Source organism: Streptomyces sp. NPDC050842 (assembly GCF_044456565.1).
Lineage (GTDB): Bacteria > Actinomycetota > Actinomycetes > Streptomycetales > Streptomycetaceae > Streptomyces.
Window position 1 is genome coordinate 248,659 of record NZ_JBITGA010000011.1, and the last position, 24,936, is coordinate 273,594.

Below are 24,936 nucleotides of genomic sequence, written 5' to 3' on the forward strand. Positions count from 1 at the left end.
TGAGTGTGCGTCGACTTCCCGGCCGACCTCAGCCGCACCTTACGGGGGCGCAGGCCCTTGGCGCACCTCGGTCGTTGCCCCCGAGGACGCGCCGAGGACGCCGCGGGATGCCGTGCCGTCGGACGCCCATGACAGGGCGACAACCGGACAGTTCTCGTACCGGAGCCCCGACGGACTCCCCCGGAGGCCCGGTGAACTCCTGACGGGACCCTGACTAAGTCAGGTCGGGGGCCCGCCGAAGCGGAGAGGAGCGCCGGCGGCGAATCGCACGGCTCGGCGGTACCCGGGCATTCCGCCGAATCCGCCTCCGGAGCGGCGAAACGTCAAACCACGCGTCGTGAGAACCGCTCCATCCGGCGAATCCCCGCCGATTCCGCCCCGGTTCGCCGCGGCTGTGATCAAGCTCGACGGCGTGTCTCTGTACGGATCACCCCTCGCGCGGTCGCTGGCGGCCCTCGGACTCGTGTGGCTGCTCGCCGCACCCGTCCCCGCCGCCGCCGACTCCTGCGCCTATGCCACGACCGGCCCCGACGGTTCGCACACCTCGGTGGCGGTCATCGGGCCGGGCGCGTGCTCACCCACCCCCGCTCCGCCGCCGCCTCCGCCGCCGACGACGAAGCCCACGACGCCGGCGCCCCGGCCCACGACGCCGAAGCCGCAGCCTCAGCCCCCGACCGTCCCGGCGCCACCCCCGCCTCCCGTACGGACGACGACGCCGCCGCCTCCGCCGGTGACCACCCCCGCACCGCGCCCGGAGCCCGCCTCCCCCGCACCGGCCACCCCGATCCCACCGGAGCGCACTCCGGCGCCCGCGCCGCCGGCGTCATCAGCCGCCCCGGCGCCCGCGCCCGCGCCCACCGCGGGGCCCCGGCCCCCGGCCCACGGGCCCGTCGCACTCCCGCATTACCGCCGCACCGCGCGGCCCCAGCCGAAGGGCGGCACGTCCGTCGTCACGATGACGCTGGTGATCATCGCTCCCGCCGTGCTCGCGACCGCGATCCTGCGCCCCCGCTCCCGCTGATCTCCGAGGTATCCCATGTCCGAATGGCTCGTACTCACCCTCGCGATGGCCGCCGCGTGCGCCGTCGTCCTGACCATCGTCGTCATCAACCACCGTCGTATCCCGGAGGACGACGACCCCAGTGAGACCCCCGACGTCATCGAGTACATGACGATGATGATCGGCGTGATCTACGCGATCGTCCTCGGTCTCGCCATCGCCGGCGTCTGGGAGGCCCGGGGTGCCGCCCAGGAGACCGTGCGGCAGGAGGCCCAGGCGATGCACGAGATCTCGGCCCGCGTCGAGGTCTACCCCCTGGACGTCCGCACCAAGATCCGCGCCGATGTCGACGCGTACGTCGCGTACGTGGTCGACGAGGAGTGGACGCACATGTCCGAGGAGGGCGAGCTGAGCGAGCAGGGCACCGCGCTCCTGGAGCAGGTGCGCCGGAGCGTCACCGACTACCAGCCCGCGAACGACTTCGAGGGGCAGGCCTACCAGCCGCTGGTCGACCAGGTCGCGGCGGCCGACGACGCCCGGGGCGCACGTGGGCAGAGCGCGGGGGCGACGATGCCGGGGGTGGTCTGGTTCGGCCTGATCATCGGCGCCCTGGTCACCGTCGGCCTGATCTTCACGCTCCAGATCCGCAGGACAGGACGGGAGTTGCTGCTCGCCGGGCTGTTCAGCGTGCTGATCGCGTTCCTGTTGTTCCTCATCTGGGACTTCGACGCGCCGTTCGGCCGGGGCATCTCCGCCACCGCCACGCCGTTCACCGATCTGTTCCCGCAGGTCACAGGGTGAGCGCAGGCGACCGAATGGGCCGCACGAGGGACAAGAGTGCCCCATTCGCACGCCTGGGATCGCGGCTGTGGTAGTGCGCTCCTAGCGTTTCGGGCATCGAGGTGCACGCAGGCCCTTCGCGGAAATCCCGTTTCGCGGCTGCCCCTCGGAACCCGGAGGGATTCACCATGCGCGCGATACGTGCCGCGTCCACTGCCCTGTTGGGGGCGGCTGCCATCGCCCTGGCCGCCCCCGCCACCGTCGCCCTCGCGACGGAGGGTGCCCCCGCCACCAATCCGCGGGCACCAGGAGCCAAGGCACCGGGCGATTTCGTCGTGTCGCCGTCGCTCGTCGCCCCGGGCGGCCGGGTGACGCTGAGCGCCCCCGGCTGCGCCAGTACGGCGACGGCCTCGGCGGGCATCTTCGACACCGTCACCATCGCACCGGGGTCGGCGGCCATCGCCACCGTGGACGCGGACGCCCGACGAGGCGCCGTGTACACGGTGTCGTTCAACTGCACCGGTGGTGTGCAGGACACCGTGGATCTGACGATCAGCGGTATTCCCACGGCCACCCCGACCATCAGCTCCACGCTGCTCACTCCCCCGCGCGGGGTGCAGGGCGGTGTCGGCGGCTCGGTGGACGAGGTGGACGGCGGAATGCTCGCGGCCGGTACGGCTCTGGTGCTGGCCGCCGCGACCGGTGTCGTGTACGTGGTCCGTCGCCGCTCCGGCGACTCCCGTCGCCACTGAACGGGGAGCGGGGGCGGGCGCCCGCGGACGCCCGTCGCCCCCGGGTCCCGGCAGGGACTCGGGGGCGACGGGCACAGCGGGCCGACCGGGAGGTTCGACCGGTCAGACTCCCGCGCCGGTCATACGGCGACGGCGGATGATGAACAGTCCACCACCGAGCGCGGCGGCGGCGACCAGGCTGCCGCCGACGGCCATCTCCGTGGAGCTGGGTGCCAGCGAGCCGCCGATGCCGCCCTGGGCGCCGCGACCCGGGAGGACCCGGAACGGTTCCGTGACCACGTTGGAGCCGCCGTTGCACCTGACGGCCAGGTTGTAGTTGCCGGGAGTGGCGTGGTTGTAGACGCGGGCGACGGCGGTGGAGACGCCATTGCCGCCCGAGAGGGTGGCGTCCGGGAAGGCGTTGGACGTGACCGTGCCGCCACGGTTGCAGCCCCTGGCGGTGATCGTGAGCGTCGACCCGGGGTGGACCTCGAAGGGGCTGACAGTGACGTTGCTCGGGCTGTTGTTCGAGCCACCGCTGACGACGTTGCCCGGACCGTAGGTGGCGGCGGCGAGGGGGGCCGCGAGGCCGACCGCCGCGATCGCGGTGGCGGTCACCGCCAGAGTGCGTGCAGCACGCATGGTTGAACCTCCAGTGGAAGGACGCCCCAAAGCGGTGCTCCGGGAAATTCGACGAGTACGCCTTCCATGACGAACCATCACAAGTCGGGGCGAGCCGTGCACGTCGGCACTGGTCCACCCCAGTGAGACGACACGCCCGGAAATCGCCCCGCGCACGGCAAGGAACCGCAGGTCACAGCGGTCCGGGGTGCTTATCTGACGAATACTCGGATGGGCCAGCCCCGTGTCACCCGGCTGTCCCCACGGGGAGGTCACCGGGCCCTCGGCGCGCGTCCGGCGCTCCGCGCTCGCCGGTTCACGGGCCGCTCTCCCCCGCCCTGCACCCGTCCGGCGGCGGCCCCCACCCGTTCGCCTCGTCCGGGGCGACGGCCCCTCCCGCCGCCCTTACCGTTCTGACGACGCCACGAAGGGAGAACCATGCCCGCGAAGGACTTCCGCGTCTTCGAGCGCAGGAGACGCCGACCCTGGGGCGTCCTGGCCCTCGCCATGCTGTCCGGACTCGCCATGATGCGCAACGGGGTCGACGTCGCCCTCGGACCGCCCCAACCCGCCGCGGCCGCACGGCCCGTGGCGCGACCGGTCGTCCCGCCGCCGACGGAGGAGACAGCCGGTCTGGAGCCGCTGCCCTTCGCACCGGCCTCACGGATCAAGATCCCCGCGATCCGGGTCGCCGCGCCGATCATGGACGTGGGCCTGGACGCGGACGGCTGGGTGGCGGCCCCGCCCCCGCAGGACGCCAACCTCGCCGGCTGGTACCAGAACGGCATCTCCCCCGGGCAGCGCGGGACTTCGGTCGTCGTCGGCCATGTCGACAACGAACGCGGTCCGGCGGTCTTCTACGGCCTGGGATCGCTGGAGAAGGGCCAGCACGTCGAGGTCGAGCGGTACGACGGCCGGGTCGCGGTCTTCGAGATCTACGGGGTCGAGGTCTACTCCAAGAACGACTTCCCCGGCGTGCAGGTCTACGCGGACACCGGCCAGCCCGAACTCCGGGTGATCACCTGCGGCGGCGGCTACACACGGGCGCGCGGCTACGACGGGAACGTCGTCGTGTACGCCCGCATGGTCGGCTCCCGCTGACGCTCGCGGCACGGCGAAGGGCCCCGGCACCCACCAGTGCCGGGGCCCTTCGCGTACGACCGCCGTCAGCGCCTCGGCACGGTGATGTGGTAGCCCGCGTCGAGGAGTTCGGGCAGATAGCGGCGGAGCGCGACCACGCTCTGGGAGCGGTCGCCGCCCGCGTCGTGGGAGAGGACGACGGCGCCGGGGGCGGCGCCGTCGAGCACGCGGCGGACGATCGTGCCCGTGCCCGGCTCCTTCCAGTCGAGGGTGTCGATCGTCCAGGCGAGCGGCTCCATGCCCAGCTCGGCGCCGATCTCGAAGGAATGCCGGTTCCAGGCTCCGTAGGGGGCGCGGTACCAGAGCGGCGCGGCGCCGAGGGTCCGCTCGACGACCTCGCTGGTGGAGCCGAGCTCGTCACGGATCAGGGAGGGCCGGAGTTTGGGGATGAGGGGGTGGGACCACGAGTGGTTGCCGACGACGTGCCCGTCGGCGGCCATCTCCCGCAGCAGGTCCGGGTTCTCGACGGCCATCTCGCCGCACACGAAGAACATCGCCCGGCAGCCGTACCGGCGCAGGGTCTCCAGGATGGCGGGGGTGTAGCGGGGGTCGGGGCCGTCGTCGAAGGACAGCACCATCGAGCGGCCGACCCCGGACATGCTGAGGAAGGGCCGCTGCCGGACCGGCGGCACCGCGCGCCGGAAGGCCGGGGGCGCGTACGCGGTCATCGGCTGGAGCCGGTACGAGGACGGGCTCAGCCGGGCCGCCCGCGCGGCCTGCGGACCGGCGGCCGGCCCCGCCGCGGGTCCCGCGCCCGGTGCGCCCTGGGGCGCGGGGGCGGCGCCCGTGGGCCGCTCGGGCGCGGCGAGCCGGTCCGCCGCGAGGTATCCGACGGTGGCCGTGGCGCCGAGCGCGGCGGCGAGGCGCAGCACCGCCCGACGCCCAATAGGCATCTGATCCTTTTTCATGACTAATGGTTCATACGGGCGAGGGCCCCCCGGCTCATCGACACTGGCCCCCTGTCCGAAAACACCCGATGAGCCGATAGCCTCGCGGGGTGACCGCACAGCAGCCCACCCGGTTCGAACGGGGTACCGACGGCCCGAAGGTGATCATGGCCGGGGTCGACGGCTCCGCCTCCTCCCTGCGCGCGGCGGCGTACGCGGCCGGGCTCGCCCGACGGCAGAACGCCCTGCTCGCCCTCGTGTACGTGCAGCCGGTGTACCCGGCGGGGGCGGCGCTCGGCGCGCCCGTCGCGGGGACGACGGAGGAGATCGCCGAGGACATCGCCGCGGAGATCCGCGCGTCCACGGAGAGGGTGAAGGACCTCTGGCAGGTGCGCTGGGAGTTCCACACCTTCAAGGGCGACGCCTACGCGGGCCTGGTCCGGGCGGCCGACGAGATGACGGCGGACGCGGTGGTGGTGGGCGCCTCGGAGTCGGCGGGGCACCGGTTCGTCGGCTCGGTGGCCGTCCGGCTGGTGAAGGCGGGGCGCTGGCCGGTCACCGTCGTGCCGTGACCGGCCCCCGTACCGGAGAACGTCCTACTGGCCCCTCGCCCTCTTCCCCATCGTCCTACTTCCCCATCGTCAGGCCGTCCTTGTCCGCTCCCCTGCCGAGCACGACCTGCCGGATCGTCTCGCGGATCGAGGAGTGGCGCGGGTCGCCGCCACCCGCCGCGCCGAGGTTGACGACCCGCCCGCGGCCGGTGTCGAACCACTGCGGGACGAACTCGGCCTTGGTGACCTCCCAGCGCGCTCCGGGCTTTTCGGGCGGGGCGAAGGTGAAGCGGCCGAGGGTGCCCTGGTTGCCCCGGGGGTCGAAGGCACCCTCGTGGTTGATCATGTCCCCGGCGATCTGGTCACCCATCCCGTAGACGACCCACGTGCCGTTGACCTTCTCGTACGCCTGGGGAACATGGGCGTGTGTACCGATGATCAGATCGACGTCGGGGCGGCCGTCGCTCATGGAGGCGGTGAGCGCCCGCCCGAGGGAGAGCTGCCGCTCGTCGGCGCCGGTCTGCCACTCGGTGCCCCAGTGGACGCTGACCACGACGACGTCGGCGCCGGCCGCGCGGGCCGCGCGCGCGTCGGCGATCACCTTGCGCTCGTCGAGCAGCTGGACCGCCCAGGGCTGCCCCTCGGGCAGCGGGTACCCGTTGGTGTCGTAGGTGTAGGCGAGCTGGGCGACCGTGGCGCTGCCCGCCTTCATCAGCGTGGGCCGCGCCGCCTCCTCGGCGGTACGGGCGGAGCCGGCGTGCCGGATCCCGGCCGCGTCCAGGGCGTCCAGCGTGCGGCGGAGCCCGGCCGCGCCGTCGTCGAGGGTGTGGTTGGACGCGGTGGAGCAGGAGTCGTACCCGGTGGCCTTGAGGGCGGTGGCGACCTCGGGCGGCGACTTGAAGGCGGGGTAGCCGGTGTAGGGGCCGCCCTCCTTCCCGTACACGGTCTCCATGTGGCAGATGGCCAGGTCGGCGGGGGCGACGACGCTCTTGACCCCGGCGAGCATGGGGCCGAAGTCGTAGCCGTCGCCGCCGGCGTCCTGGGCCGCGCGTCGGATGATGGAGTCGTGCGGGAGGACGTCACCGGAGGCGACGAGGGTGAATCCGGCGGCTGCGGAGGCTCCGCCCGGGGCGGCGGACGGCGCGGCGGGCGGTGCCGCGGTCCGACCGGTGGCGGGCTGCCCGGCCGAGAGCCCGGGGGCGGGGGCGTCGCCGCCCGGGGCGCTCCCTTCGGTGCAGCCGGTGGCCGCCGCGACGAGGAGGGCGGCGACCGCCACCACGGCCGGTCTGGTGCGTGAGGTCATCTACGGCACTCCGCTCAGCTCTTGCTATGAACACCTGTTCTGAAGAATTGATCGCGCAGGAAAGCCGCAGTCAAGGGTCAAGGCCGCACAAGCACACGAACCCCGCTGAAACGGACGCAACAACTCCGCCTGACCGTTCGCCGTACCATTCGCCGCTCTGTGCGACCGTTCGTCGCAGACCGATGTCCCTTCCCTGTCACTCCTCTTCCGGATGCGTTCGTATACCGCCGGGACGACGAGCCGAAGGAGAGGCGGGGAGCATGACGACGGCGACGACCGACGAACGGAACCTGGAGCAGCTGCAGCGGGACCACGGCCCGGCACTGCTCTCCTTCCTGCTCGGGCTGACCTACGGCGACCGGCAGCGCGCCGAGGACCTCGCCCAGGAGACCCTCGTACGCGCCTGGCTCCACCCCGAGGCCTTCGAAGGGCCCTACGAGTCCATGCGGCCCTGGCTCTTCACCGTGGCCCGCCGACTGGCCATCGACGCCCGCCGCTCGCGCCTCGCCCGGCCCGCCGAGATCGGCGACGGCGTCCTCGCGGTGACGCCCGACCCGGCCGACGCCACCGCCACCGCCGAGGCGGCGCTCGACGTACGGGCCGCCGTCCGCGAACTGAGCCCCGAGCACCGGGAGGTGCTCGTCCGCATCTACTTCCACGGTCTGACCGTCAACGAGGCCGCCGTGGACCTCGGCATCCCCGCCGGGACCGTCAAATCCCGCTCGCACTACGCCCTGCGGCAGCTCGGCCGGTCCCTGCCCGGCTACCACCCGCACCGCGCGGGCGTTGCCCGCCCGCGCGCCACGGCCTCACAATGACGCCGTGACGACTCCCGACGCCGTGGCGCTGACGCCCACCGCCGCCGAAAAGATCCTCGCCGACAACTTCGCCCCCTGGGTGCTCGACCTGGGGCTCTCCGTCGCCTCCGTCGACGGAACCGGGGCCGTGCTCCGGCTCCCCTGGTCCGACCGGCTCGCCCGGGAGGGCGGCGGCCTCTCCGGCCAGGCCCTGATGGCCGCGGCCGACACGGCGACGGTCATCGCGGTCACCGCGGCCCGCGGCGGCTTCGTCCCGATGACCACCGTCCAGCAGTCCATCACCTTCCAGCGGGCGGTCGTCGGCAGCGACGTCCTGGTGCGGGCCCGGCTCACCAAGACGGGCAAGCGGATGGCCTTCGCCGACATCACGATGACCGCCGACGGCACGGAGGAGACCGCCGCCCACGCCACCGCCGTGTACGCGCTGCTCGGCTGAACCGGCCACGGCTCGCCGCCGCTCCCACCCCGTACGCCACGCCTGGCAACACCTGCCCCACAGGTACCTATCCGGCCGGAAAACGTATCCGAAACCACACGGGCGAGTTGAGCAAAGCGGGACCCGCGGAGGCCCTTCACGGTGGAGGCTCTCCCCCGGGCCCCTGACATCCGGGCCCCTCACGTACGGGCCCTGGTGTACGGGGTCCCCGATGTACGGGTCCCCATGTCCGGGAGAAGAAGGTGGGAGCGTTGCTGCCCGAGAGCACGAACGGCACCGGCGGCACGAGCGGCGGCGGACTCGCCGTCCCGATGGCCTGGCTGTGCGCCGAGTACCAGGCCGACGAGGTCCTGCGGTCCGCCGCGCTCGTGGCGCCCGGCTCGCTGGAGTACCGGGCCGGCCTCCAGGCCCTGGCCCTCACCGTCCATCTGTCGGAGGACCCGGACCCCGTACCGGTCGAGACGTTGCTGCGCCGCACGGCGTACGACCGGCCCTGGCCGTCCTGGGTCGAGGAGCGGCTCGCCGGGCGCCTCGCCGTGGAGCGGGACGGGCCCGACCTGGCCCTCGCCCACAGCGCCTGGCGTGGTCTGCGCGACACCTGGGTGCGTGCCGCCGATGTGGACGGCCCGGCGGCCGGCGAGGCCGGCTCGGCGGCGGACGCTCCCGGTTCACCGGTGGACGAGAAGGTCCAGGTCTGGCTGCCCGCCTGGAAGCTGGGCCTGCCGCTCGCCCACCTGTCCCTCTACCTACGCTGAACGGTGCACGCCCGGGCGGTACTTGGGAATGCGTACCGTCACCTTCATGCCCGCGCCGACGCCGGTCTCGATGACGAGACCGTGCTCCGGCCCGTACACCTGGCGCAGTCGCTCGTCCACATTGGACAGACCGATGCCGGACCCCGCCGGGTGCTCCCCGCGCAGGACGGCCCGCAGCAGCTCCGGGTCCATGCCGACGCCGTCGTCCTCGACGGTCACCACGGCCTCGGCGCCCGCGTCCCGGGCGGCGATCGTCACCCGGCAGCCCCGCTCCCGCTCCTGGAGGCCGTGCTTGACGGCGTTCTCCACCAGGGGCTGGAGGCAGAGGAAGGGCAGGGTCACCGGCAGCACCTCGGGGGCGATCTGCAGCGTCACCTTGAGCCGGTTCCCGAAGCGCGCTCCGGCGAGGGCCAAGTACTGCTCGATGGAGCGCAGTTCGTCGGCGAGCTGGGCGAAGTCCCCGTGCCTGCGGAACGAGTACCGGGTGAAGTCGGCGAACTCCAGGAGGAGTTCCCTGGCCCGCTCGGGGTCGGTGCGGACGAACGACGCGATGGCGGCGAGGGAGTTGAAGATGAAGTGCGGGGAGATCTGCGCCCGCAGGGCCCTGATCTCGGCCTCCACGATCCTGGTCCGCGAGCGGTCGAGCTCGGCCAGCTCCAGCTGGACGGAGACCCAGCGGGCCACCTCGGTCGCGGCCCTCACCAGGACCGCCGACTCCCGTGAGCCGTAGGCGACGAGCGCGCCGAGTACCCCGTCCTCGCCGGTGAGCGGGGCGATCACCGCCCAGCGCAGGGGGCACGCCGGGTCGTCGCAGTCGGTGTGCGCGGACCGGCTGCGGCCCGTGTCGAGGGTGTCGGCGGCCAGCGCGGGGACGTGCGCCCGGTGGTGGTCCCCGCCCGGACCGTCCCAGGCGAGGACCGCGCCCCGGTCGGTGAGGCAGAGCGCCTCGGTGCCGAGCAGCGAGCGCAGCGTGCTCGCCGCCTTGCGGGCGGTCTCCTCGGTGAGCCCGGCGCGCAGCGGCGGCGCGGCGAGCGAGGCCGTGTGCAGGGTGTGGAAGGTGGCCCGTTCGACGGGGGTGCCGAGGTCGGGGTCGGCGGTGCGGCCGCCGCGCCGCGCGGCGAACCGCCCCAGGACGAAGCCCGCCGCGAGGAGCACCGCCCCGGTGGCGGCCGCGGCGGCGAGCGCGATGCCGGTCACGGGCGTACCTCCGGGGCGGCGGGGTCGGTGCCGGTCATCGGCATCCCCCTCGGGAAGGAACGGAGCCGGTCATCGGCGTACCTCCTGGGAGGGGACGGAGCCGGTGAACTCCTCCGGCAGGTGGAGCCGGGCGAGGAGTGCCGGGGTGCCGGGCGGGATCCGGCCGGAGGTCGCGAGCGAGACGAGGATCATCGTCAGGAAGCCGAGGGGGACCGACCAGACGGCCGGCCAGGCCATCAGGGTGTGCGGCCAGCCCTCGGGCGCGAGCCCGGCCCGGGTCGCCATCACGGCCGCGAGGGCCGAGCCGCCACCGAGCAGGAGCCCGGCCATGGCCCCGGGCGGGGTGAGCCGCCGCCACCAGATGCCGAGCACGAGCAGCGGACAGAAGGAGGAGGCGGAGACCGCGAACGCGAGGCCGACGGCATCGGCGACCGGCACCTTGGAGGCGACCACGCCGACGCCGAGCGGGACTGCGGTGGCCAGCAGGGTCGCGAGGCGGAAGTGACGCACCCCCCGGGAGGGCAGCACGTCCTGGGTGAGGACACCGGCGACGGACATGGTGAGTCCGGAGGCGGTGGAGAGGAAGGCCGCGAAGGCCCCGCCCGCCAGGAGCGCGCCGAGGAGGTCGCCGGCGGATCCGCCGAGGATCCGCTCGGGCAGCACGAGCACCGCGGCGTCGGCGGAGCCCGTGAGGGCGAGCTCGGGGGCGTAGATCCGGCCGAGGAATCCGTAGAGCGGCGGCAGCAGGTAGAAGGCGCCGACGAGCCCGAGGACGACGAGGGTGGTCCGGCGGGCCGCGCGGCCGTGGGGGCTCGTGTAGAAGCGGACGGCGACGTGCGGCAGGCCCATGGTGCCGAGGAAGGTCGCGAGGATCAGTCCGTACGTGGCGTACAGCTGGTGTCCGTCGTGTCCCCCGGCGAGCGGCTGGGACCAGCCGAGGGGGTCGGTGCCGCTGGCGGCCCTCTCGGGCAGGACCGCCCCCGGGGCGAAGGCGAGTTCGGTGTCGGCGAGGACGTGGTGGGTGCCGGGGGCGAGGGTGACGGTCCGGTGCTCGTACGGGACGGTGTCGACGCGGCCGGTCACGGTGAGGGTGAGCGGGGCGTCGAGGCGGATCCGTACCGTGTCGGCGACGCGGACGACGGTGTGCTCGCGGAGGACGGCGGGGGCGTCGAAGCGGGCCCGGGGCGCGCCGTCCCCGTACCAGGCGGCGAGGAGGAAGAGGACGGGGACGAGCAGGGCGGTGAGTTTCAGCCAGTACTGGAAGGCCTGGACGAAGGTGATGCTCCGCATGCCTCCGGCGGCGACGGTGCCGGTGACGACGAGGGCGACGAGCAGCCCGCCGACCCAGTCGGGGGCGCCGGTGAGGATCTCCAGGGTGAGCCCGGCGCCCTGGAGCTGCGGCAGCAGGTAGAGCCAGCCGATGCCGACGACGAAGAGGCTGGCGAGGCGGCGGGCCTGCGGGGATTCGAGGCGGGCCTCGGCGAAGTCGGAGAGCGTGTACGCGCCGGAGCGGCGCAGCGGGGCGGCGACGAGGACGAGCAGCACGAGGTACCCGGCGGTGTAGCCGACGGGGTACCAGAGCATCGCGGGGCCCTGGACGAGGACGAGCCCGGCGATGCCGAGGAAGGAGGCGGCGGAGAGGTACTCGCCGCTGATCGCGGCGGCGTTGAGGCCCGGCCCGACGGTCCGCGAGGCGACGTAGAAGTCGGAGGTGGTGCGGGAGATGCGCAGGCCGAGGGCGCCGATGAGGACGGTCGCGAGGACGACGGCGGTGACGGCCGCGACGGCGTAGGTCTGGTTCACGCGGGGTGCTTCACCGTTTCGGTCACCGTTCGACGAGGCGGGTGAAGTCGCGCTCGTTGCGCTCGGCGCGGCGGACGTACCAGTGGGCGATGCCCCAGACGACGGGGTACACCCCGGCGCCGAGCGCGGCCCAGACGAGGGCCTCGGGCGCGGGCAGCGCGAGCAGCAGGGGCAGCGAGCCGACGAGCAGGGCGAGCGCGCCGAGGGCGGTGAGCGCGGCGCGCAGCTGGCTGCGCATCAGGGAGCGGACGTAGGTGTGCCCGAGGGTGGTCTGCTCGTCGATCTCCGAGCGGGCCGGGGCGTGCGCGGGGGGCCGCCGCCGGGCGGGTCCGGGGACGGCGCCCGCGCCGTGGGCGGAGGCGTACGTGACGGTCTCGCGCCGGGGTCTGCGCGGCGGCTGGTGCTCGGACATCGGCGTCCGCTCCGGCATCTCTCGGACGGCTGCACGGCGGGCAGTCGGGCCGTCGGGCAGGCGGGCCGTGGGGCCCGGGACGCGTGGAGTCTACGCAGCACTCCCCGGCCACGACAGACCCGCGGGCGATCAGCCCCTGGCCCGGCGCATCAGCAGGTCACGGAGGTGGCGGGCGTGGCGGCGGCTGACGGCGAGGCCGGTGTCTCCGAGCCGTACCGAGGTGGCGCCGCCGTCGAGGCGGAGTTCGTCGATCCGGTCGAGGGCCACGAGATGGCTGCGGTGGATGCGGACGAAGCCCCGGGCGGCCCATCGCTCTTCGAGGGCGGAGAGCGGGATGCGGACGAGATGGCTGCCGTGGTCGGTGTGGAGGCGGGCGTAGTCGCCGTGGGCCTCCACGTACGCGATGTCGTCGACGGAGACGAAGCGGGTGACCCCGCCGAGCTCGACGGGGATCTGCTCGGGCGCGGCGGGCCCGGAGGTCACGGCCGGCGCGGCCGGCGCGGTGGCGTGGACCAGGTCGTGCACGCGGCGGACGGCTTCGGCGAGGCGTTCACGGCGGACGGGCTTGAGGACGTAGTCGACCGCTTTGAGGTCGAAGGCCTGGAGGGCGAAGCCCTCGTGGGCGGTGACGAAGACGACGAGCGGCGGGCGGGCGAAGCCGGCGAGCAGCCGGGCGACGTCGAGTCCGGTCAGGCCGGGCATGTGGATGTCGAGGAAGACGACGTCGATCCCGTCGTCCCCGTCGGGCCCGGTCTCCAGGGCGCGCCCGATCCTGCGCAGGGCGGCCGTCGCGTCGCCCGCGCCCTCGGCGGTGCGCACCCGCGGGTCGGCGCGGAGCAGATAGAGCAGCTCCCCGAGGGCGGGCTCCTCGTCGTCGACGGCCAGTACGCGCAGCATGCGGCGGAGTGTAGTGCGATGCCCGGCGCGGCTATTTGAGCAGCTTCGACATCCGCCGGTCGGCGAGCGGCTTGCCGCCGGTCTGGCAGGTGGGGCAGTACTGGAGGGAGGAGTCGTGGAAGGAGACCTCGCGGATGGTGTCGCCGCAGACCGGGCAGGGTTCGCCGGTGCGGCCGTGGACGCGCAGGCCGCTCTTCTTCTCGGCCTTGAGCTTGCCGGCGGCGAGGCCGTGGGAGCGTTCGACGGCCTCGTGGAGGGTGGTCCGCATCGCCGTCCAGAGAGCGGTGGTCTCCTCCGGGGTGAGGTTCTGGGTGGGTTTGAAGGGCGACATCCTCGCGGCATGGAGGATCTCGTCGCTGTAGGCGTTGCCGATGCCCGCGATGAGGCTCTGGTCCCGCAGGGCGCCCTTGATCTGCCGCCGTTCGCCCGCGAGGAGGGCGGCGAAGGCCTCGGGGCCGAACTCCTCCGCGAGCGGGTCGGGGCCGAGCCGGGCGACGCCCGGCACCTCCTGCGGATCGTGGACCAGGTGGACGGCGAGGCGTTTGGTGGTGCCGGCCTCGGTGAGGTCGAAGCCGTCGCCTCCGGTGAGCGCGGTACGCAGCGCCAGCGGGCCCTTGCCGGGCTTCGGCGGCCCGGAGGGCAGCGGGTCCTGCCAGCGGAGCCAGCCCGCGCGGGCCAGGTGGATCAGGAGGTGGAGTTCGCCCACCGCGCCGGTGGTGGTGAGGTCGAGGAACTTCCCGTGCCGGCCGACCGCGGTGACCTCGGCGCCCTCGACGGCGGTGAGGGGCGGGTCGTACGTCTTGAGGACGCTGATCGCGACGGGGAGGACGCGGGCGATCTCCTTGCCCACCAGATGCGCGTCGAGGAACTCGCGCAGCGCTTCCACTTCGGGCAGTTCGGGCATGGCTCCACCCTGCCGCAGGGTCGGCGGGGCCGCGCGCCGGGACGCTTTAGGCTGTGTGACGTGCGCGTACTGCTCGTCGAGGACGACGAAGACCTCCGGTTCGGGGTGGCCGCCGCTCTGCGGGCCGCCGGGCTCGCCGTCGACGAGGCGGCCGACCTGCCCGGGGCCGACGAGGCCCTGTTCGTCACCGCGTACGACTGCGCGGTCTTCGACCGGATGCTGCCGTCGGGGGACGCCGCCGCCTACGTCGAGGAGCTGCGGCGCGGCGGCCGCGACGTGCCCGTCCTGTTCCTCACCGCGCGCGACACCGTCGCGGACCGGGTGGAGGGCTTCGCGAGCGGCGGCGACGACTATCTCGTCAAGCCGTTCGCCGTGCCCGAGCTGGTCGCCCGGGTGCGCAGCCTGTGCCGCCGCTCCGCCGTCGTACGCCCGCCGGTGCACCGTGTCGGCGACCTGGAGGTCGACACCGCCCGCCGGCACGTCCGCCGGGCCGGGGTGCTGCTCTCCCTCACCACCAGGGAGTTCGCCGTCCTTGAGGTCCTCGCGACCCGCGCCGACCAGGCGGTCTCCCGCGCCGAGCTGATCGAGAGCTGCTGGGACGAGATGGCCGAGCCGCAGTCCAACGTCCTGGAGGTGCTCGTCTCCCAGCTCCGCCGCAAGCTCGGGATCCCTCCGCTGATCCACACCGTGCGCGGTGTCGGCTACCGGCTCGCGCCCGACGACGCCCGGTGAGGCGCCTGCTCCCCCGCCGGACGGGCCCGCTCACGCCGACCGCGCGGGTGCTGCGGCTGCGTCGGCGGATCAGCCTGCTGTTCGCGCTGACCAGCGCGGTGGGGCTGATCGCGATGGCCGTGTTCGCCGTGCGGAGCGACAGTGCCCGCTGGCGGGAGCAGCTCGACCACGCGATGGACGCGGACGCCAGCTGGGCCCTCGGTCTCCTGGAGACCGACGAGAGCGGGCGGCTGGCCACGGATGTCCTGGCGGACACCGTGAACACCGGCTGCCCGCCGCTGACGGTGCTCCTCGTGACCGGCGACGACCGCGACGGCGGCCCGGGCGACCCCGCGGGCCCGGACGACCCGGGCGACCCCGCCGGTCCGGGCGACCTGACCGTTCAGCACGCGCCGCCCGCGCCGTGCCTGTCGGTGAGTAACGGGGTGGTCCTGGAGGCCGGGCGGGCGGCGGCGCGGACCGGGGAGGCGCGGGGCTTCGACCGGCGTACGACGGACGGCGCACCGGTGCGGGTGTTCGCGTTGCCCTTCTACGCGCCGGAAGCCGCGGAGGACGAGGCGCCGCAGGGCGTCCTGGTGACGACGGCCGACGCGACGGCCCAGCGGGACGACCACCGGCGGCTCGTGTGGATGGTGGCGGGCGGCTGCGCGGTGCTCGTGCTGCTGTCCGCCGCCGTCGGGCACGTGCTGTCGGGGCGGGCGGTCCGGCCCGCGCTCTCCGCGCTCGGTCAGCAGGAGGCGTTCCTCGCGGACGCGGCGCACGATCTGCGGACCCCGGCCGCCTCGCTCCGGACGCTCGCGGAGACGGCGCTGCGCGGCGAGACGGACAGCACGGACGTGCACCGGCGGACGCTGCGTCTGGCGGAGGGCATGGGCCGGCTGGTCGACGGCCTGCTCACCCGGGCCCGGCTCATGTCCGGTACGGCCACGGTGGCGCGGCAGCCACTGCGTCTGGACCAGTTGGCGGAGGCCGTCGCCCAGGAAGCCGTCGAGGGGTCCACGGAGGGCCACCGCGTCCGGATCGAGGCAGAGGACACGATCGTCGTCGCCGATCCGGATCTCGTACGCCGGGCGGTCGGGAACCTCCTGGGAAACGCGCTCGCGCACGGCCACGCGCCGGGCGTTCCGGCGGACGTCCTGATCACGGTGGCCCGGGACGGCACGCTGACGGTCGAGGACGCGGGCCCCGGCCTGCCGCCGGAGGTCGCGGACGCCCTGTTCGAGCGTTTCCGCAGTGGATCCGGTTCCACGGGCCTCGGCCTGTCGATCGCGTCCTGGGTCGCCCACGTCCACGGAGGCACGCTCACGGCGGGGCTCGGGGAACGCGGCGGCGCCAGGTTCGTGCTGGGGCTCCCCGGCCAGGGCTGAACCTCCGCCGCTCGGTCTGCACCGCCGCCTCAGCAAATCCTCAGCATCCGCGCGTGATCCTTCCCTGGACCGACCACCCATGGGAGTACGCCGTGATCACCGCCCCCACCCGCCGCCGGACCCTCGTCCTCGCCCTCGCCGTCCTCGGCGCCACCTCACTGGCGGCCTGTACGGCCGGAACCGGCTCGGACGGGAACCGGCCGAGGACCTCGGCCGCCCCCGCCGACCCCGCCTCCCGCCCCGACCTGCGGCGCTTCTACGACCAGAAGCTCGACTGGCGGCCCTGCGGCGACCACCGGTGCGCCTCGCTCACCGTCCCGAGGGACTACGCCCGCCCCGGCAACGGCAAGACCTTCGTCCTGCCGGTGGCGAAGGCCGTCACCGCGACCACGGGGAAGCGCGTCGGATCGCTCGTGCTCAACCCCGGCGGCCCGGGCGAGCGGGGAGTACAGCTGGTCAAGGACGGCGTCGCCGACGACATAGGCCGGGGTGTGCGCGAGCGGTTCGACATCGTGTCCTTCGACCCGCGCGGAGTCGGCGGGAGCAAGCCGGCCCTGACCTGCACGCCCGCCGACTCGGCGGAACCGGCCGAAGGCGGGGAGGAGTCCCCGGACGACTCCACCGCCGACGTGCCGCTCCACCCCCGGACCGCCGCCGAGCGCGCCGACGCCCTCGCGAGCGCCCGGGCGACGGCCGCCGGCTGCCGGGCCGCCAGCGGTCCGCTGCTCGCCCACGTCGGAACGGACGACGCCGCGCGTGACCTGGACGTGCTGCGGGCGGCCCTCGGCGAGCGACGGCTGACGTACGTCGGCTGGTCGTACGGGACGAGCCTGGGCACCTCGTACGCCGAGCAGTTCCCGCGCCGCGTACGGGCGATGGTCCTGGACGGGGCCGTCGACCCGTCGCTCGACTGGCGGCAGCGCATGCTCGGCCAGTCCACGGGGTTCAGGAAGGCGGTGGAGGAGTACGCCGAGTCCTGCGCCGAAGCGGTCGGCGACGCCTGCCCGGGTGCGACGCCCGCGGAGATACGGGCCCTGATCGACCGTCTCCTGGAACGGACCGAGCGCGAGTCGCTGCCGGTCGACGACTCCGCGTACGGTCTCGACGCCCCGGCCCTCGTCTCGGCGCTCAGCCTGTCCATGTACACGCCGGAGGCGCAGTGGCAGGACCTGTCCGAGGCACTGGCCGCGGCGAACGGCGGGGACGGAACGAGGCTGGCGGCCCTGGCGGCGGGACAGGATGAGCCTGAGGACACAGGCGCGGACGCCTCCGACGGGTCCTCGGACGCGGACGGCTCCGAGGGTCCCGCGGAGAGCGAGCCGTCCGGCGCGCCCGAGGACGACGTGCCCGAGGACAACACCGACGCCGCCCTGATCGCGATCAACTGCCTCGACGTCCCTCATCCGCGCGACGCCCGGGCCTACTGGGACGCCCTCGCCCCCGCGGAGAAGGCCGCGGGTGTCTACGGCACCACCGGCGTGGTCAACGAACTGGTCTGCAAGGACCTGCCGGCCGGTCCCCAGCGCCCGCACCGGGTGACGGCCGAGGGCGTTCCGCCGGTGCTCGTCGTGGGGACGGCGGGCGACCCGGCCACGCCGTACGGGGAGGCCGTGAGCCTGGCACGCCAGTTCCCCGGCGGGATGCTGCTGTCGCTCGACGCCCCCGGCCACACCGGCTACGGCCGCAGCACCTGCGTCGACAGGAGGGTCGAGGCGTACCTGATCTCCCTCACGAAGGTCCTGCCCGGCACGACGTGCACGGAGTGACGGAGCGACGGAGTGATCCTTGCGTCTACGGGGCGTCCGAAGGATCAAGGAGGTCGAGTTCGGCCGTGAACGCGGCGGCGAGCGCGTCGAGGTCGGGGACCGCCTCGCCGTCGGCGACGAGACCGATGTGGACACTGCCTCCGTAGGGGGACATGGCGACGGCGAGGGACTGGCCACGGGCGAGCGGCGCCATGGGGAAGAGCGCGCGCAGCGGGGCGCCGCCGAGCGAGAGCGCGGAGCGGGGCAGCGGCACCTGGGTGACGAGGAGGTCGAAGAGGAGCCGGGCGGCGCCGGAGGCGAAGGGCGCGCCGAAGCGGTGGGCGAGCGGGGGGAGCCGGTCGGCCAGGAGGGCGACGGCGCCCGCGCCCTTGAAGGGGCCTGCGGCCTTGTTCCGGTCCATCGCGTGCCGTACGGCGGCGAGTCGGGCCGCCGGGTCGGGTTCGGTGACCGGCAGGTCGACGAGGTACCCGGAGAGGCTGTTGCCGGGGCCGGGGCCGGGGGCGGCGCCGGGGCGGCGGCGGGAGACGGGGACGAGGGCCTGGGGGTCGGCGCCGGGGAGCGGCAGTCCGCGCCCCTCGAACCAGCGGCGCAGGGCTCCGGCGGCGACGGCGAGGAGGACGTCGTTCGCGGTGCCGCCCGTGGTGCGGCGGATGCGGTGGACGCGGTCGAGGGGCAGCGTCGCGGTCGCGAGCCGGCGCGTACCGCTGGATTCGGCGGCGAGCGGGGCGGCGGGGCCGTCGAGGCGGCCGGCGCGGACGACGGAGGCGCTGACGACCGAGGCACCGACCTCGACGGCCCGGCCGAGGTCGCCGAGCCGGTCCCGGGCGAGGTCGAGGAGGCGGCCGGGGCCGGGGAGCCAGGAGCGCGGGGGTACGGGGCGGGGGCGGCTTGCGGGGCGGCGGCCGGCGGCGATCTCGTCGAAGATCCCGGCGCCGATGGCGACGGCCCGCATGCCGTCGGCGAGGGCGTGGTGGAGCTTGACGAGGACGGCGAAGGAGCCGTCGGGGGCGCCGGTGAGCAGGTACATCTCCCAGGGCGGCAGGCCGCGCTCGACGGGGCGTTCCATGAGCTCGGCGGCGAGCCGGGTGGTCTCGGCGGGGAAGTCGGCGCCGGGAAGGGTGATCTCGCGGACGTGGTGGCGTACGTCGAAGTCCGGGTCGGCGCTCCAGGCGGCGCCGCCGACGGGGAGCAGGACGTCGCGCACGCGCATCCGGAGCCTGGGGACGGCGGCGGCGCGGCGGGCGAGCAGCTCCAGGACGTCCACCGGCGGCTCGTGGCCAGGGGCCGCGGGGACGGGTCCGAAGTGGGCGAGGGCCCCGAGGTGGAGGGGGTGCGTGGGGGATTCCAGGTGCCAGAAGGCCAGATCCAGGGGTGCCAGTAGCTCAGGCGCCGGTGGTTCGGGTGCCGGTGGTTCGGGGGCCGGTGGTTCGGGGGCCTGGAGCTCGGGCGCCAGTGGTTCGGGGGCCAGTAGCTCGCTGCTGCTGCTCACGGGTGGTGTCCTCACGTCCTGCGCGGAGAGGCGGGAGATCGCAGTCAATCGCGTACCGACAGTTACGGTCAAGTACGATCAGTTCACGCTCAGTTAACAGGCTCAGTTCGCCACGATGAACTCGCACCAGACACACTTGCCACCACCCCGCGACTCGACGCCCCACGCATCGGAGATCTGTTCGACCAGGAGCAGTCCCCGACCGGAGACGCCCGCCTCGCCCGCCTCGCGGCGCCGGGGCAGTGCGCTGGACCGGTCCTCGACCTCCACGCGCATCCGCCGCTCGGGCCCGCTCAGCACTCGCAGGGTCACGATCGCACCGCCGTCGGTGTGCATCAGCGCGTTGGTCATCAGTTCGTCGGCGACCAGCTCGATCTCGTCGGCGCGCTCGCCCGCGCCCCAGGCCCGTACCGCGGCCCTGATCATGTGCCGGGCCGAGCTGAGCGCCTCCGGGTCGCTCTGGGCCACATGCTGCTGGAACCGGCCGGCTCCGTGGGTCGCGAAGGCGGCCTCACGGCGCAGCAGCAGGATCGCCACGTCGTCCTCGCCACCGCGGTCGGCGACCACGTCGCACAGGTGGTCGGCGAGCTGCTGGAGGTCGGCGGGGCCGCGCCGGACGAGGGAGGTGAGCCACTGGAAGCCCTCGTCGAGGTCGGCGCCCGGCTTCTCCACCAGACCGTCCGTGTAGAGCATCAGGGTCTGCCCGGGGTCGAGTTCCAGGGCGGTCACGGGGTAGTCGAGCCGGCCGAACTCCGCGGAGAGCCCGAGCGGCAGCCCGCCCTCCACCGGGAGCCTGTGGCAACGGCCGTCGATCTCCCTGACCAGCGGGTCGACATGGCCGGCGCGGACGATCTGGACGACCCCGGTGCCGAGGTCGACCTCGGCGTAGGTGCAGGTGGCGAAGCGTTCGGTGTCGAGCTCGTGCAGGAAGACGGAGGCCCTGGCCATGACGGTGGCCGGGGGGTGCCCCTCGGCGGCGTACGCGCGCAGCACGATCCGCAGCTGGCCCATGACGGCCGCCGCGTGGGTGTCATGGCCCTGGACGTCGCCGATGACGGCGCCGACCCGTCCCCCGGGGAGCGGGATGATGTCGTACCAGTCGCCGCCGATGTCCCGGCCGAGGCGGGCCGAGCGGTAGCGGACGGCCGTCTGCGCGCCCGGCACCTCGGGGATCCGGCGCGGCAGCATCGCCTGCTGGAGCCCTTCGGCGAGGTCGTGCTCCTGCTCGTACAGCATCGCCCGCTGGAGGCTCTGGGCGATGCTGCTGCCGAGGGCGACGAGCAGCGTCCGCTCGTCCTCGCTGAAGCCGGTCTTGTCGCTGTAGAGCAGGCCGAGCGCGCCGATGGGCCGGGCCTGGGCGATGAGCGGCAGATAGGCGGCGGCGGTGATGCCGAGGCCACTGATGTGCGGCCAGAGCACGGGAAAGGATTCGGCGAAGTCCCGGGCCGAGTCGATGAACCGGGGCCTCAGGGTCCGGATCACCTCGCTCATCGGGTACGGCTCGTCCACCCGGGTGAAGCGGGTGCCCGGCACGAAGGCGCCGTCGGGCCCCTCGGCGACCAGATGGATGCGGCCGGCGTCGAGGAGGCCCATGACGAGACTGGCGGCGCCGAAGTGTTCGAGGGCGTGCGAGTCGTTGAGCAGGTCGATGACGTCCTGCACGGTCCGGGCGTAGGCGAGGGCGGCCGTCGTGCCCTCGACGACGCCCGCGCGCTGTCGGCGCCCCTCGTCGAGGCCGAGCCGGGCGGCGGACTCGGTCAGCTCGTGGGTGGCGTCGCGGAGGATGCCCACGATGCGCACCGGGCGGCCCGTGTCGTCGCGCTCGACGAGGCCCTGGGTGTGGGTCCACTGATGGCTGCCGTCGCGGCGCCGGATACGGAAGTACGCGCCGTACTGGTCACTGCCCTCCTTGAGCGCCTGGGCCACCAGCGTGTCGAGGCGGCGGCCCTCGTCGGGCAGGACCCGGGGGCCGAGGCTCTCGGGCCGGTCGTCGTACTCCGCGCGGTCCAGGTCGAACACCTCGAGGGCGGCGTCGTCCATGATCATCGTGCCGGTGAGCAGATCCCAGTCGAATCCGCCCATGCGGAAGGCCGAGCCGTAGTCGTGCAGGATCCGCGCGGCGGCGCGGGACTGCCCCGCCGGCACTGGTTCCGCCGGCACTGGTTCCGCCGGAGCTGCTTCCGCCCGGGTTGGTTCCGCCCGGGTTGGTTCCGCCCGGGCTGGTTCCGCTGTCTCGCCCGGCTCCCCCGGCTCATGGCGGAGCCGCTCGGCCGCCTCCCCGCCCCCTCTGCCCGCGCTCATGGGGCCACGCTAGGCGCAGCCCCGCCCCCGCGCACCACGAAGATCCCTTTCACCTCGTGGCGCCCTCTCATCCCTCGAAGGTCTCGGGCTGCTCCTGCTCCGTGTCGGGCGGGAAGAACTCCTCGGGCGGGAGCTCCCCTTCCGGGGCGTCGGGCGGATAGACGGGCGGCTCGGCGTTCGGGTCGGCGTTCGGGTCGCTGGAGGGATCCTCGTACGGGTCGGGCACCGGCTCCTCGTAGGGGTCGGCGTACGGGTCGGCAGAGGGCTCGGCAGACGGGTCCACGTACGGATCGGTGGGCGGCTCCTCGTACGGGTCGGGGTTCGCGGGAGCGGGGTCCGTCGGATCCGGCGAGGAGGGAGTGGCCGCGTCGGGACGGGAGGGCTCGGGTGTCACGGGGTCCTGGGTCCCGGGGACGGGGGTCGGGGTCACCGGGTCGGGGGTCGCGGGGGTCGGTGCGACGGTCCCGGTCAGGTGGCACTCGTCCGGGTCGCAGTCCGGCTCGACGGCGGGCTTACGGTCCTCGGCCCCGTCACTGCCGGTCCGCCGCTCGATCCAGCTGCTGTCCGCGGCGTTCACGATGACGAGGCTGGTCACGACGGTGGTGGTCGGCCGGACGACGATCACGTGCTCCGGGTCGAAGCCGTCCCAGGGCTCGCCCTGGTGGACACCCCCCTGGGCCGCGGCCGGGCTGCGGAGCGGGTTGCCGCAGGCGCAGCGGACGCGCGGGGAGCCGTACTGGTCGACGAGCACCGCCGTACCGGACTGGAGGACGGACTGGAAGGGGGTGGCGCGGCCACCCCGGTAGCCGTGGTTGGTGACCCGGGTGTCGGCGCGCAGGACGACCGGGGTCAGCCCACGCAGCCAGCCGGAGACGTTCACCTCGGGGATGCCGGCGGCCTCGGCGAAGGCGCGCGTCCTGCCGTGGTCGCCGGAGAGGAAGGAGACCTGCTGCTCGACGTCGCAGCTGGCCTCCGACCGGGTGCCGCCGTAGAGGCCGGGGGTGGAGCCGGTGATCTCGCGGACCTGCTGGACGGAGGCGGCGTCCGGGTCCCGCTCCGGGACGACCGCCCGGCCGGTGATCCGGGCGCTGGACGCGGTGAAGGGGTCGGGGCCCCGCGCGGCGAGCGGCTGGAGGTGGACGTCCTGGGCGGTGGCTGCCGCGGGCTGCTCGCCGTGACTTCCGCTCTGCTCGTGGGAGGAGCAGCCGGCGACGAGGAGAGCCGAGGCGAGGGTCGCGGTGATCGCGGTGGGGGTTCGCCGCGTCCGGCGCAGAGGTGTGCGCACCTGGTTCTCCCGTTTTCTCTCTCCGGGGCCCGGCGCCCGGTTCCGGCCAGTCCCTCATGTCTGTCGCAGCGCACGGGCCCCCGCAAGCGGAGGAAGGCCGACCGGGTCGGCCGCCACCCGGCCGGTCGAACGCCCCACTTGAACGCGTTCAAGAAAACCCCTACGCTCAGGGCGCCAGTTGAACACGTTCAAGTCGGGGGGTGTCTCGTGACCGCACTGTCGATCCTGGTGAACCCGGTCGTGATGATCGGCATGTTCTGGGTCGTCCCGACGGGGCTCGCGCTCCTGGACGGGCCCCGACCACCGGGCCTGGACCCGCTCCGGCGCGCCTGGCCGTTGCTCGCCGCCCCCGGGGCGCTGGCCCTGTGGCTGCCGCGCTCCGGATTCTCGGCGGGGCTCGCCGCCGTCTACGCCCTCGCCACGGTGGCACTCGCGCTCCAGGCCCCGGCCCGCCTCATGCTGACCCGCTCCCTTCGGCCCAGGGAGATCGCCGTGCTCACCGCGCTGGCCGCCCCCTCCGTCGCCGGTCTGGCGCTCGTCGCCGAACGGGCCTCGTACTCGCTCTTCGGCTTCGAGCTGGACCTCCTCGCGCTGACCGTCCCGCACTTCCACTTCGCAGGCTTCGCCGCCGCCCTGGTCGCCGGTCTCGTCTGCCGCGCCGACGACGGCCCCACCGCCCGCTTCGCCGCGCTCAGCGTGCCGGCGGGCACGCTGCTGGTCCTGGCCGGCTACTTCGTCGACGACTGGGCCGAGCTGGCCGGGGCGGTCGTCCTGACGGCCGGCATGGCGGGGGTCGCCGTCCTGACCCTGCGGGAACGCCGCGACCTCGCGACCGGTCGGCTGACGCGCGCGCTGCTCGCCGTCTCGGCCCTGGTCCTCGTCGTCACGATGCTGCTCGCCCTGAACTGGGCACTCGGCGAGGCCACCGGCCTGCCCCACCTCAGCCTCACGTGGATGGCCGCGACGCACGGCCTGGGCAACGCCCTCGGCTTCGCGGTCTGCGCCCTGCTCGCCCGGCGCCGCCTCCGGACGGACGAGACGCCCGAGACACCCGAGACGCCCGAGACGGCCGAGACGGCCGAGACGGCCGAGACGGACCAGACGGACCAGACGGGCCACGCACACGACAGGCACCACCCGCCCCACACACCTCACCCGACCCACCCGCGAACGGAGCTCCCGGCATGACCCGCCTCACGAACAGCCACTCCCACACCACCCGCACCCCGCGCCCGAGCCTCACCTACCGCGAGGTCGGCGCCACCCGCTCCCCGGAGGCCCTCCCCGAGGGCTACCACCACCTGCGGCACAGCGCGGTAGTCGGCCACGGCCGCGCCGCCTTCGAAGCCGCCGGTACCGCCGTCACCACCTGGCGGACGCACCGCGCCTCCGGGGCGACCGTCCGCAGCGAGGCCGTCCGCGCCGAGCCCGGCGTCCGCCTGGAGGTGTCCGCGGGCGTCGGCCGGGTCCGTATCGGCGTCCCCTGCGAAGTGATCTGGACGGCGTACGAGGAGCACCGCACCGGCTTCGCCTACGGCACCCTGACCGGCCACCCGGAGCAGGGCGAGGAGTCCTTCGTCGTCGAGCTGGCGCCCGACGGCACGGTCCGGTTCACGGTCACCGCGTTCAGCCGGCCCGCCGCCTGGTACACCCGGCTCGCCGGCCCATTGGTCCCCGTGCTCCAGCGGGCGTACGCCTGGCATCTCGGCCGGACGCTCCGGCGTCTCGTCAGGGCGTGATCCCGGGCCGATACTGGAAGCG

At 74.1% G+C, this 24,936-nt stretch carries 24 protein-coding genes; 13 read left to right on the forward strand and 11 right to left on the reverse strand.

The genetic code is table 11. The features are described from left to right. Nucleotides 1-412: 412 nt before the first annotated feature. From ACIBG6_RS32370 to ACIBG6_RS32380, 3 genes are all read left to right on the forward strand, one after another. The gene (locus ACIBG6_RS32370) at nt 413-1,021 is read left to right on the forward strand and encodes a hypothetical protein (protein WP_399226292.1); all 609 of its coding nucleotides are present in this window, start codon (nt 413-415) and stop codon (nt 1,019-1,021) included. 15 nt (nt 1,022-1,036) lie between these two features. Then, nucleotides 1,037-1,801: a hypothetical protein gene (locus tag ACIBG6_RS32375; protein WP_399226293.1), complete on the forward strand. Its 765-nt coding sequence runs from the start codon at nt 1,037-1,039 to the stop codon at nt 1,799-1,801. Between the two features lie 167 nt (nt 1,802-1,968). Beyond that, a complete protein-coding gene (locus ACIBG6_RS32380; protein ID WP_399226294.1) occupies nt 1,969-2,532 on the forward strand; it encodes a hypothetical protein in 564 nt (187 codons plus the stop codon). A 102-nt stretch (nt 2,533-2,634) separates the two neighbouring features. On the opposite strand, the gene ACIBG6_RS32385 is transcribed toward ACIBG6_RS32380, so the two are convergent. After that, entirely contained in the window at nt 2,635-3,153 is a 519-nt protein-coding gene (locus ACIBG6_RS32385) for a hypothetical protein (RefSeq protein WP_329619790.1), read from the reverse strand. Nucleotides 3,154-3,570: 417 nt separating this feature from the next. Here ACIBG6_RS32385 and ACIBG6_RS32390 point away from each other — a divergent pair, with 417 nt between their 5' ends. Further along, nucleotides 3,571-4,233, forward strand: coding sequence for a class F sortase (locus ACIBG6_RS32390; protein ID WP_399226295.1), 663 nt, complete (start codon nt 3,571-3,573; stop codon nt 4,231-4,233). 65 nt (nt 4,234-4,298) lie between these two features. Here the strand turns inward: ACIBG6_RS32390 and ACIBG6_RS32395 are convergent, their stop codons facing one another. Then, nucleotides 4,299-5,165: a polysaccharide deacetylase family protein gene (locus ACIBG6_RS32395; RefSeq protein ID WP_399226296.1), complete on the reverse strand. Its 867-nt coding sequence runs from the start codon at nt 5,163-5,165 to the stop codon at nt 4,299-4,301. Nucleotides 5,166-5,269: 104 nt separating this feature from the next. Here ACIBG6_RS32395 and ACIBG6_RS32400 point away from each other — a divergent pair, with 104 nt between their 5' ends. Continuing rightward, the gene (locus ACIBG6_RS32400; protein WP_399226297.1) at nt 5,270-5,731 is read left to right on the forward strand and encodes a universal stress protein; all 462 of its coding nucleotides are present in this window, start codon (nt 5,270-5,272) and stop codon (nt 5,729-5,731) included. Nucleotides 5,732-5,786: 55 nt separating this feature from the next. Here the strand turns inward: ACIBG6_RS32400 and ACIBG6_RS32405 are convergent, their stop codons facing one another. Next, nucleotides 5,787-7,013 carry a CapA family protein gene (locus tag ACIBG6_RS32405; RefSeq protein ID WP_399226298.1) on the reverse strand — a complete coding sequence of 409 codons (1,227 nt, stop codon included), beginning with the start codon at nt 7,011-7,013 and terminating at the stop codon, nt 5,787-5,789. 260 nt (nt 7,014-7,273) lie between these two features. Here ACIBG6_RS32405 and ACIBG6_RS32410 point away from each other — a divergent pair, with 260 nt between their 5' ends. The 3 genes from ACIBG6_RS32410 to ACIBG6_RS32420 all read left to right on the forward strand — a co-directional run bounded on the left by ACIBG6_RS32410 (nt 7,274) and on the right by ACIBG6_RS32420 (nt 9,022). Further along, entirely contained in the window at nt 7,274-7,831 is a 558-nt protein-coding gene (locus ACIBG6_RS32410) for a sigma-70 family RNA polymerase sigma factor (protein ID WP_399226299.1), read from the forward strand. 22 nt (nt 7,832-7,853) lie between these two features. Next, nucleotides 7,854-8,267 (forward strand): PaaI family thioesterase, encoded by a 414-nt coding sequence (locus ACIBG6_RS32415; protein WP_399226361.1) that lies wholly within the window; start codon nt 7,854-7,856, stop codon nt 8,265-8,267. A 251-nt stretch (nt 8,268-8,518) separates the two neighbouring features. Further along, nucleotides 8,519-9,022, forward strand: coding sequence for a hypothetical protein (locus ACIBG6_RS32420; RefSeq protein ID WP_399226362.1), 504 nt, complete (start codon nt 8,519-8,521; stop codon nt 9,020-9,022). On the opposite strand, the gene ACIBG6_RS32425 is transcribed toward ACIBG6_RS32420, so the two are convergent. The 5 genes from ACIBG6_RS32425 to ACIBG6_RS32445 form a co-directional block, all read right to left on the reverse strand. Beyond that, nucleotides 9,014-10,219, reverse strand: coding sequence for a sensor histidine kinase (locus ACIBG6_RS32425; RefSeq protein ID WP_399226300.1), 1,206 nt, complete (start codon nt 10,217-10,219; stop codon nt 9,014-9,016). The genes ACIBG6_RS32420 and ACIBG6_RS32425 overlap by 9 nt on opposite strands. A 69-nt stretch (nt 10,220-10,288) precedes the next feature. Beyond that, a complete protein-coding gene (locus tag ACIBG6_RS32430; RefSeq protein WP_399226301.1) occupies nt 10,289-12,022 on the reverse strand; it encodes a cation acetate symporter in 1,734 nt (577 codons plus the stop codon). A 22-nt stretch (nt 12,023-12,044) separates the two neighbouring features. Further along, complete coding sequence (locus tag ACIBG6_RS32435) at nt 12,045-12,434, reverse strand: hypothetical protein (protein WP_399226302.1); 390 nt, start codon at nt 12,432-12,434, stop codon at nt 12,045-12,047. Between the two features lie 129 nt (nt 12,435-12,563). Continuing rightward, nucleotides 12,564-13,331: a LytR/AlgR family response regulator transcription factor gene (locus ACIBG6_RS32440; RefSeq protein WP_399226303.1), complete on the reverse strand. Its 768-nt coding sequence runs from the start codon at nt 13,329-13,331 to the stop codon at nt 12,564-12,566. A gap of 31 nt (nt 13,332-13,362) precedes the next feature. Beyond that, on the reverse strand, nt 13,363-14,235 hold the full coding sequence (locus ACIBG6_RS32445) for an Fpg/Nei family DNA glycosylase (protein ID WP_399226304.1): 873 nt from the start codon (nt 14,233-14,235) through the stop codon (nt 13,363-13,365). Nucleotides 14,236-14,295: 60 nt separating this feature from the next. On the opposite strand from ACIBG6_RS32445, the gene ACIBG6_RS32450 reads away from it, so the two are divergent. Genes ACIBG6_RS32450 through ACIBG6_RS32460 form a run of 3 tightly spaced genes read left to right on the forward strand, consistent with a single transcriptional unit; the run spans nt 14,296 to nt 18,100 of the window. Next, nucleotides 14,296-14,967, forward strand: coding sequence for a response regulator transcription factor (locus ACIBG6_RS32450; protein ID WP_399226306.1), 672 nt, complete (start codon nt 14,296-14,298; stop codon nt 14,965-14,967). Beyond that, entirely contained in the window at nt 14,964-16,334 is a 1,371-nt protein-coding gene (locus ACIBG6_RS32455) for a sensor histidine kinase (protein WP_399226307.1), read from the forward strand. The genes ACIBG6_RS32450 and ACIBG6_RS32455 overlap by 4 nt, the downstream gene beginning before the upstream one ends. A 53-nt stretch (nt 16,335-16,387) precedes the next feature. Continuing rightward, nucleotides 16,388-18,100 (forward strand): alpha/beta fold hydrolase, encoded by a 1,713-nt coding sequence (locus ACIBG6_RS32460; RefSeq protein ID WP_399226308.1) that lies wholly within the window; start codon nt 16,388-16,390, stop codon nt 18,098-18,100. 25 nt (nt 18,101-18,125) lie between these two features. Here the strand turns inward: ACIBG6_RS32460 and ACIBG6_RS32465 are convergent, their stop codons facing one another. The 3 genes from ACIBG6_RS32465 to ACIBG6_RS32475 form a co-directional block, all read right to left on the reverse strand. Further along, complete coding sequence (locus ACIBG6_RS32465) at nt 18,126-19,478, reverse strand: wax ester/triacylglycerol synthase family O-acyltransferase (RefSeq protein WP_399226364.1); 1,353 nt, start codon at nt 19,476-19,478, stop codon at nt 18,126-18,128. 213 nt (nt 19,479-19,691) lie between these two features. Continuing rightward, on the reverse strand, nt 19,692-21,671 hold the full coding sequence (locus ACIBG6_RS32470; protein WP_399226365.1) for a SpoIIE family protein phosphatase: 1,980 nt from the start codon (nt 21,669-21,671) through the stop codon (nt 19,692-19,694). Between the two features lie 286 nt (nt 21,672-21,957). After that, a complete protein-coding gene (locus tag ACIBG6_RS32475) occupies nt 21,958-23,175 on the reverse strand; it encodes a DUF6777 domain-containing protein (RefSeq protein WP_399226309.1) in 1,218 nt (405 codons plus the stop codon). A gap of 216 nt (nt 23,176-23,391) precedes the next feature. Between ACIBG6_RS32475 and ACIBG6_RS32480 the strand changes: the two genes are divergently transcribed. Then, nucleotides 23,392-24,363: a YndJ family protein gene (locus tag ACIBG6_RS32480; protein ID WP_399226366.1), complete on the forward strand. Its 972-nt coding sequence runs from the start codon at nt 23,392-23,394 to the stop codon at nt 24,361-24,363. Continuing rightward, a complete protein-coding gene (locus ACIBG6_RS32485) occupies nt 24,360-24,914 on the forward strand; it encodes a DUF1990 family protein (protein WP_399226310.1) in 555 nt (184 codons plus the stop codon). The genes ACIBG6_RS32480 and ACIBG6_RS32485 overlap by 4 nt, the downstream gene beginning before the upstream one ends. Nucleotides 24,915-24,936: the final 22 nt, after the last annotated feature.

Excerpts from the sequence above, each read along its gene's own strand:
- ACIBG6_RS32380 (WP_399226294.1), top strand. The coding sequence starts at position 1,969 with ATGCGCGCGATACGTGCCGCGTCCACTGCCCTGTTGGGGGCGGCTGCC.
- ACIBG6_RS32445 (WP_399226304.1), bottom strand. The coding sequence starts at position 14,235 with ATGCCCGAACTGCCCGAAGTGGAAGCGCTGCGCGAGTTCCTCGACGCG.
- ACIBG6_RS32395 (WP_399226296.1), bottom strand. The coding sequence starts at position 5,165 with ATGCCTATTGGGCGTCGGGCGGTGCTGCGCCTCGCCGCCGCGCTCGGC.
- ACIBG6_RS32385 (WP_329619790.1), bottom strand. The coding sequence starts at position 3,153 with ATGCGTGCTGCACGCACTCTGGCGGTGACCGCCACCGCGATCGCGGCG.
- ACIBG6_RS32390 (WP_399226295.1), top strand. The coding sequence starts at position 3,571 with ATGCCCGCGAAGGACTTCCGCGTCTTCGAGCGCAGGAGACGCCGACCC.
- ACIBG6_RS32410 (WP_399226299.1), top strand. The coding sequence starts at position 7,274 with ATGACGACGGCGACGACCGACGAACGGAACCTGGAGCAGCTGCAGCGG.
- ACIBG6_RS32435 (WP_399226302.1), bottom strand. The coding sequence starts at position 12,434 with ATGTCCGAGCACCAGCCGCCGCGCAGACCCCGGCGCGAGACCGTCACG.
- ACIBG6_RS32405 (WP_399226298.1), bottom strand. The coding sequence starts at position 7,013 with ATGACCTCACGCACCAGACCGGCCGTGGTGGCGGTCGCCGCCCTCCTC.
- ACIBG6_RS32470 (WP_399226365.1), bottom strand. The coding sequence starts at position 21,671 with ATGGGCGGATTCGACTGGGATCTGCTCACCGGCACGATGATCATGGAC.
- ACIBG6_RS32485 (WP_399226310.1), top strand. The coding sequence starts at position 24,360 with ATGACCCGCCTCACGAACAGCCACTCCCACACCACCCGCACCCCGCGC.
- ACIBG6_RS32440 (WP_399226303.1), bottom strand. The coding sequence starts at position 13,331 with ATGCTGCGCGTACTGGCCGTCGACGACGAGGAGCCCGCCCTCGGGGAG.
- ACIBG6_RS32375 (WP_399226293.1), top strand. The coding sequence starts at position 1,037 with ATGTCCGAATGGCTCGTACTCACCCTCGCGATGGCCGCCGCGTGCGCC.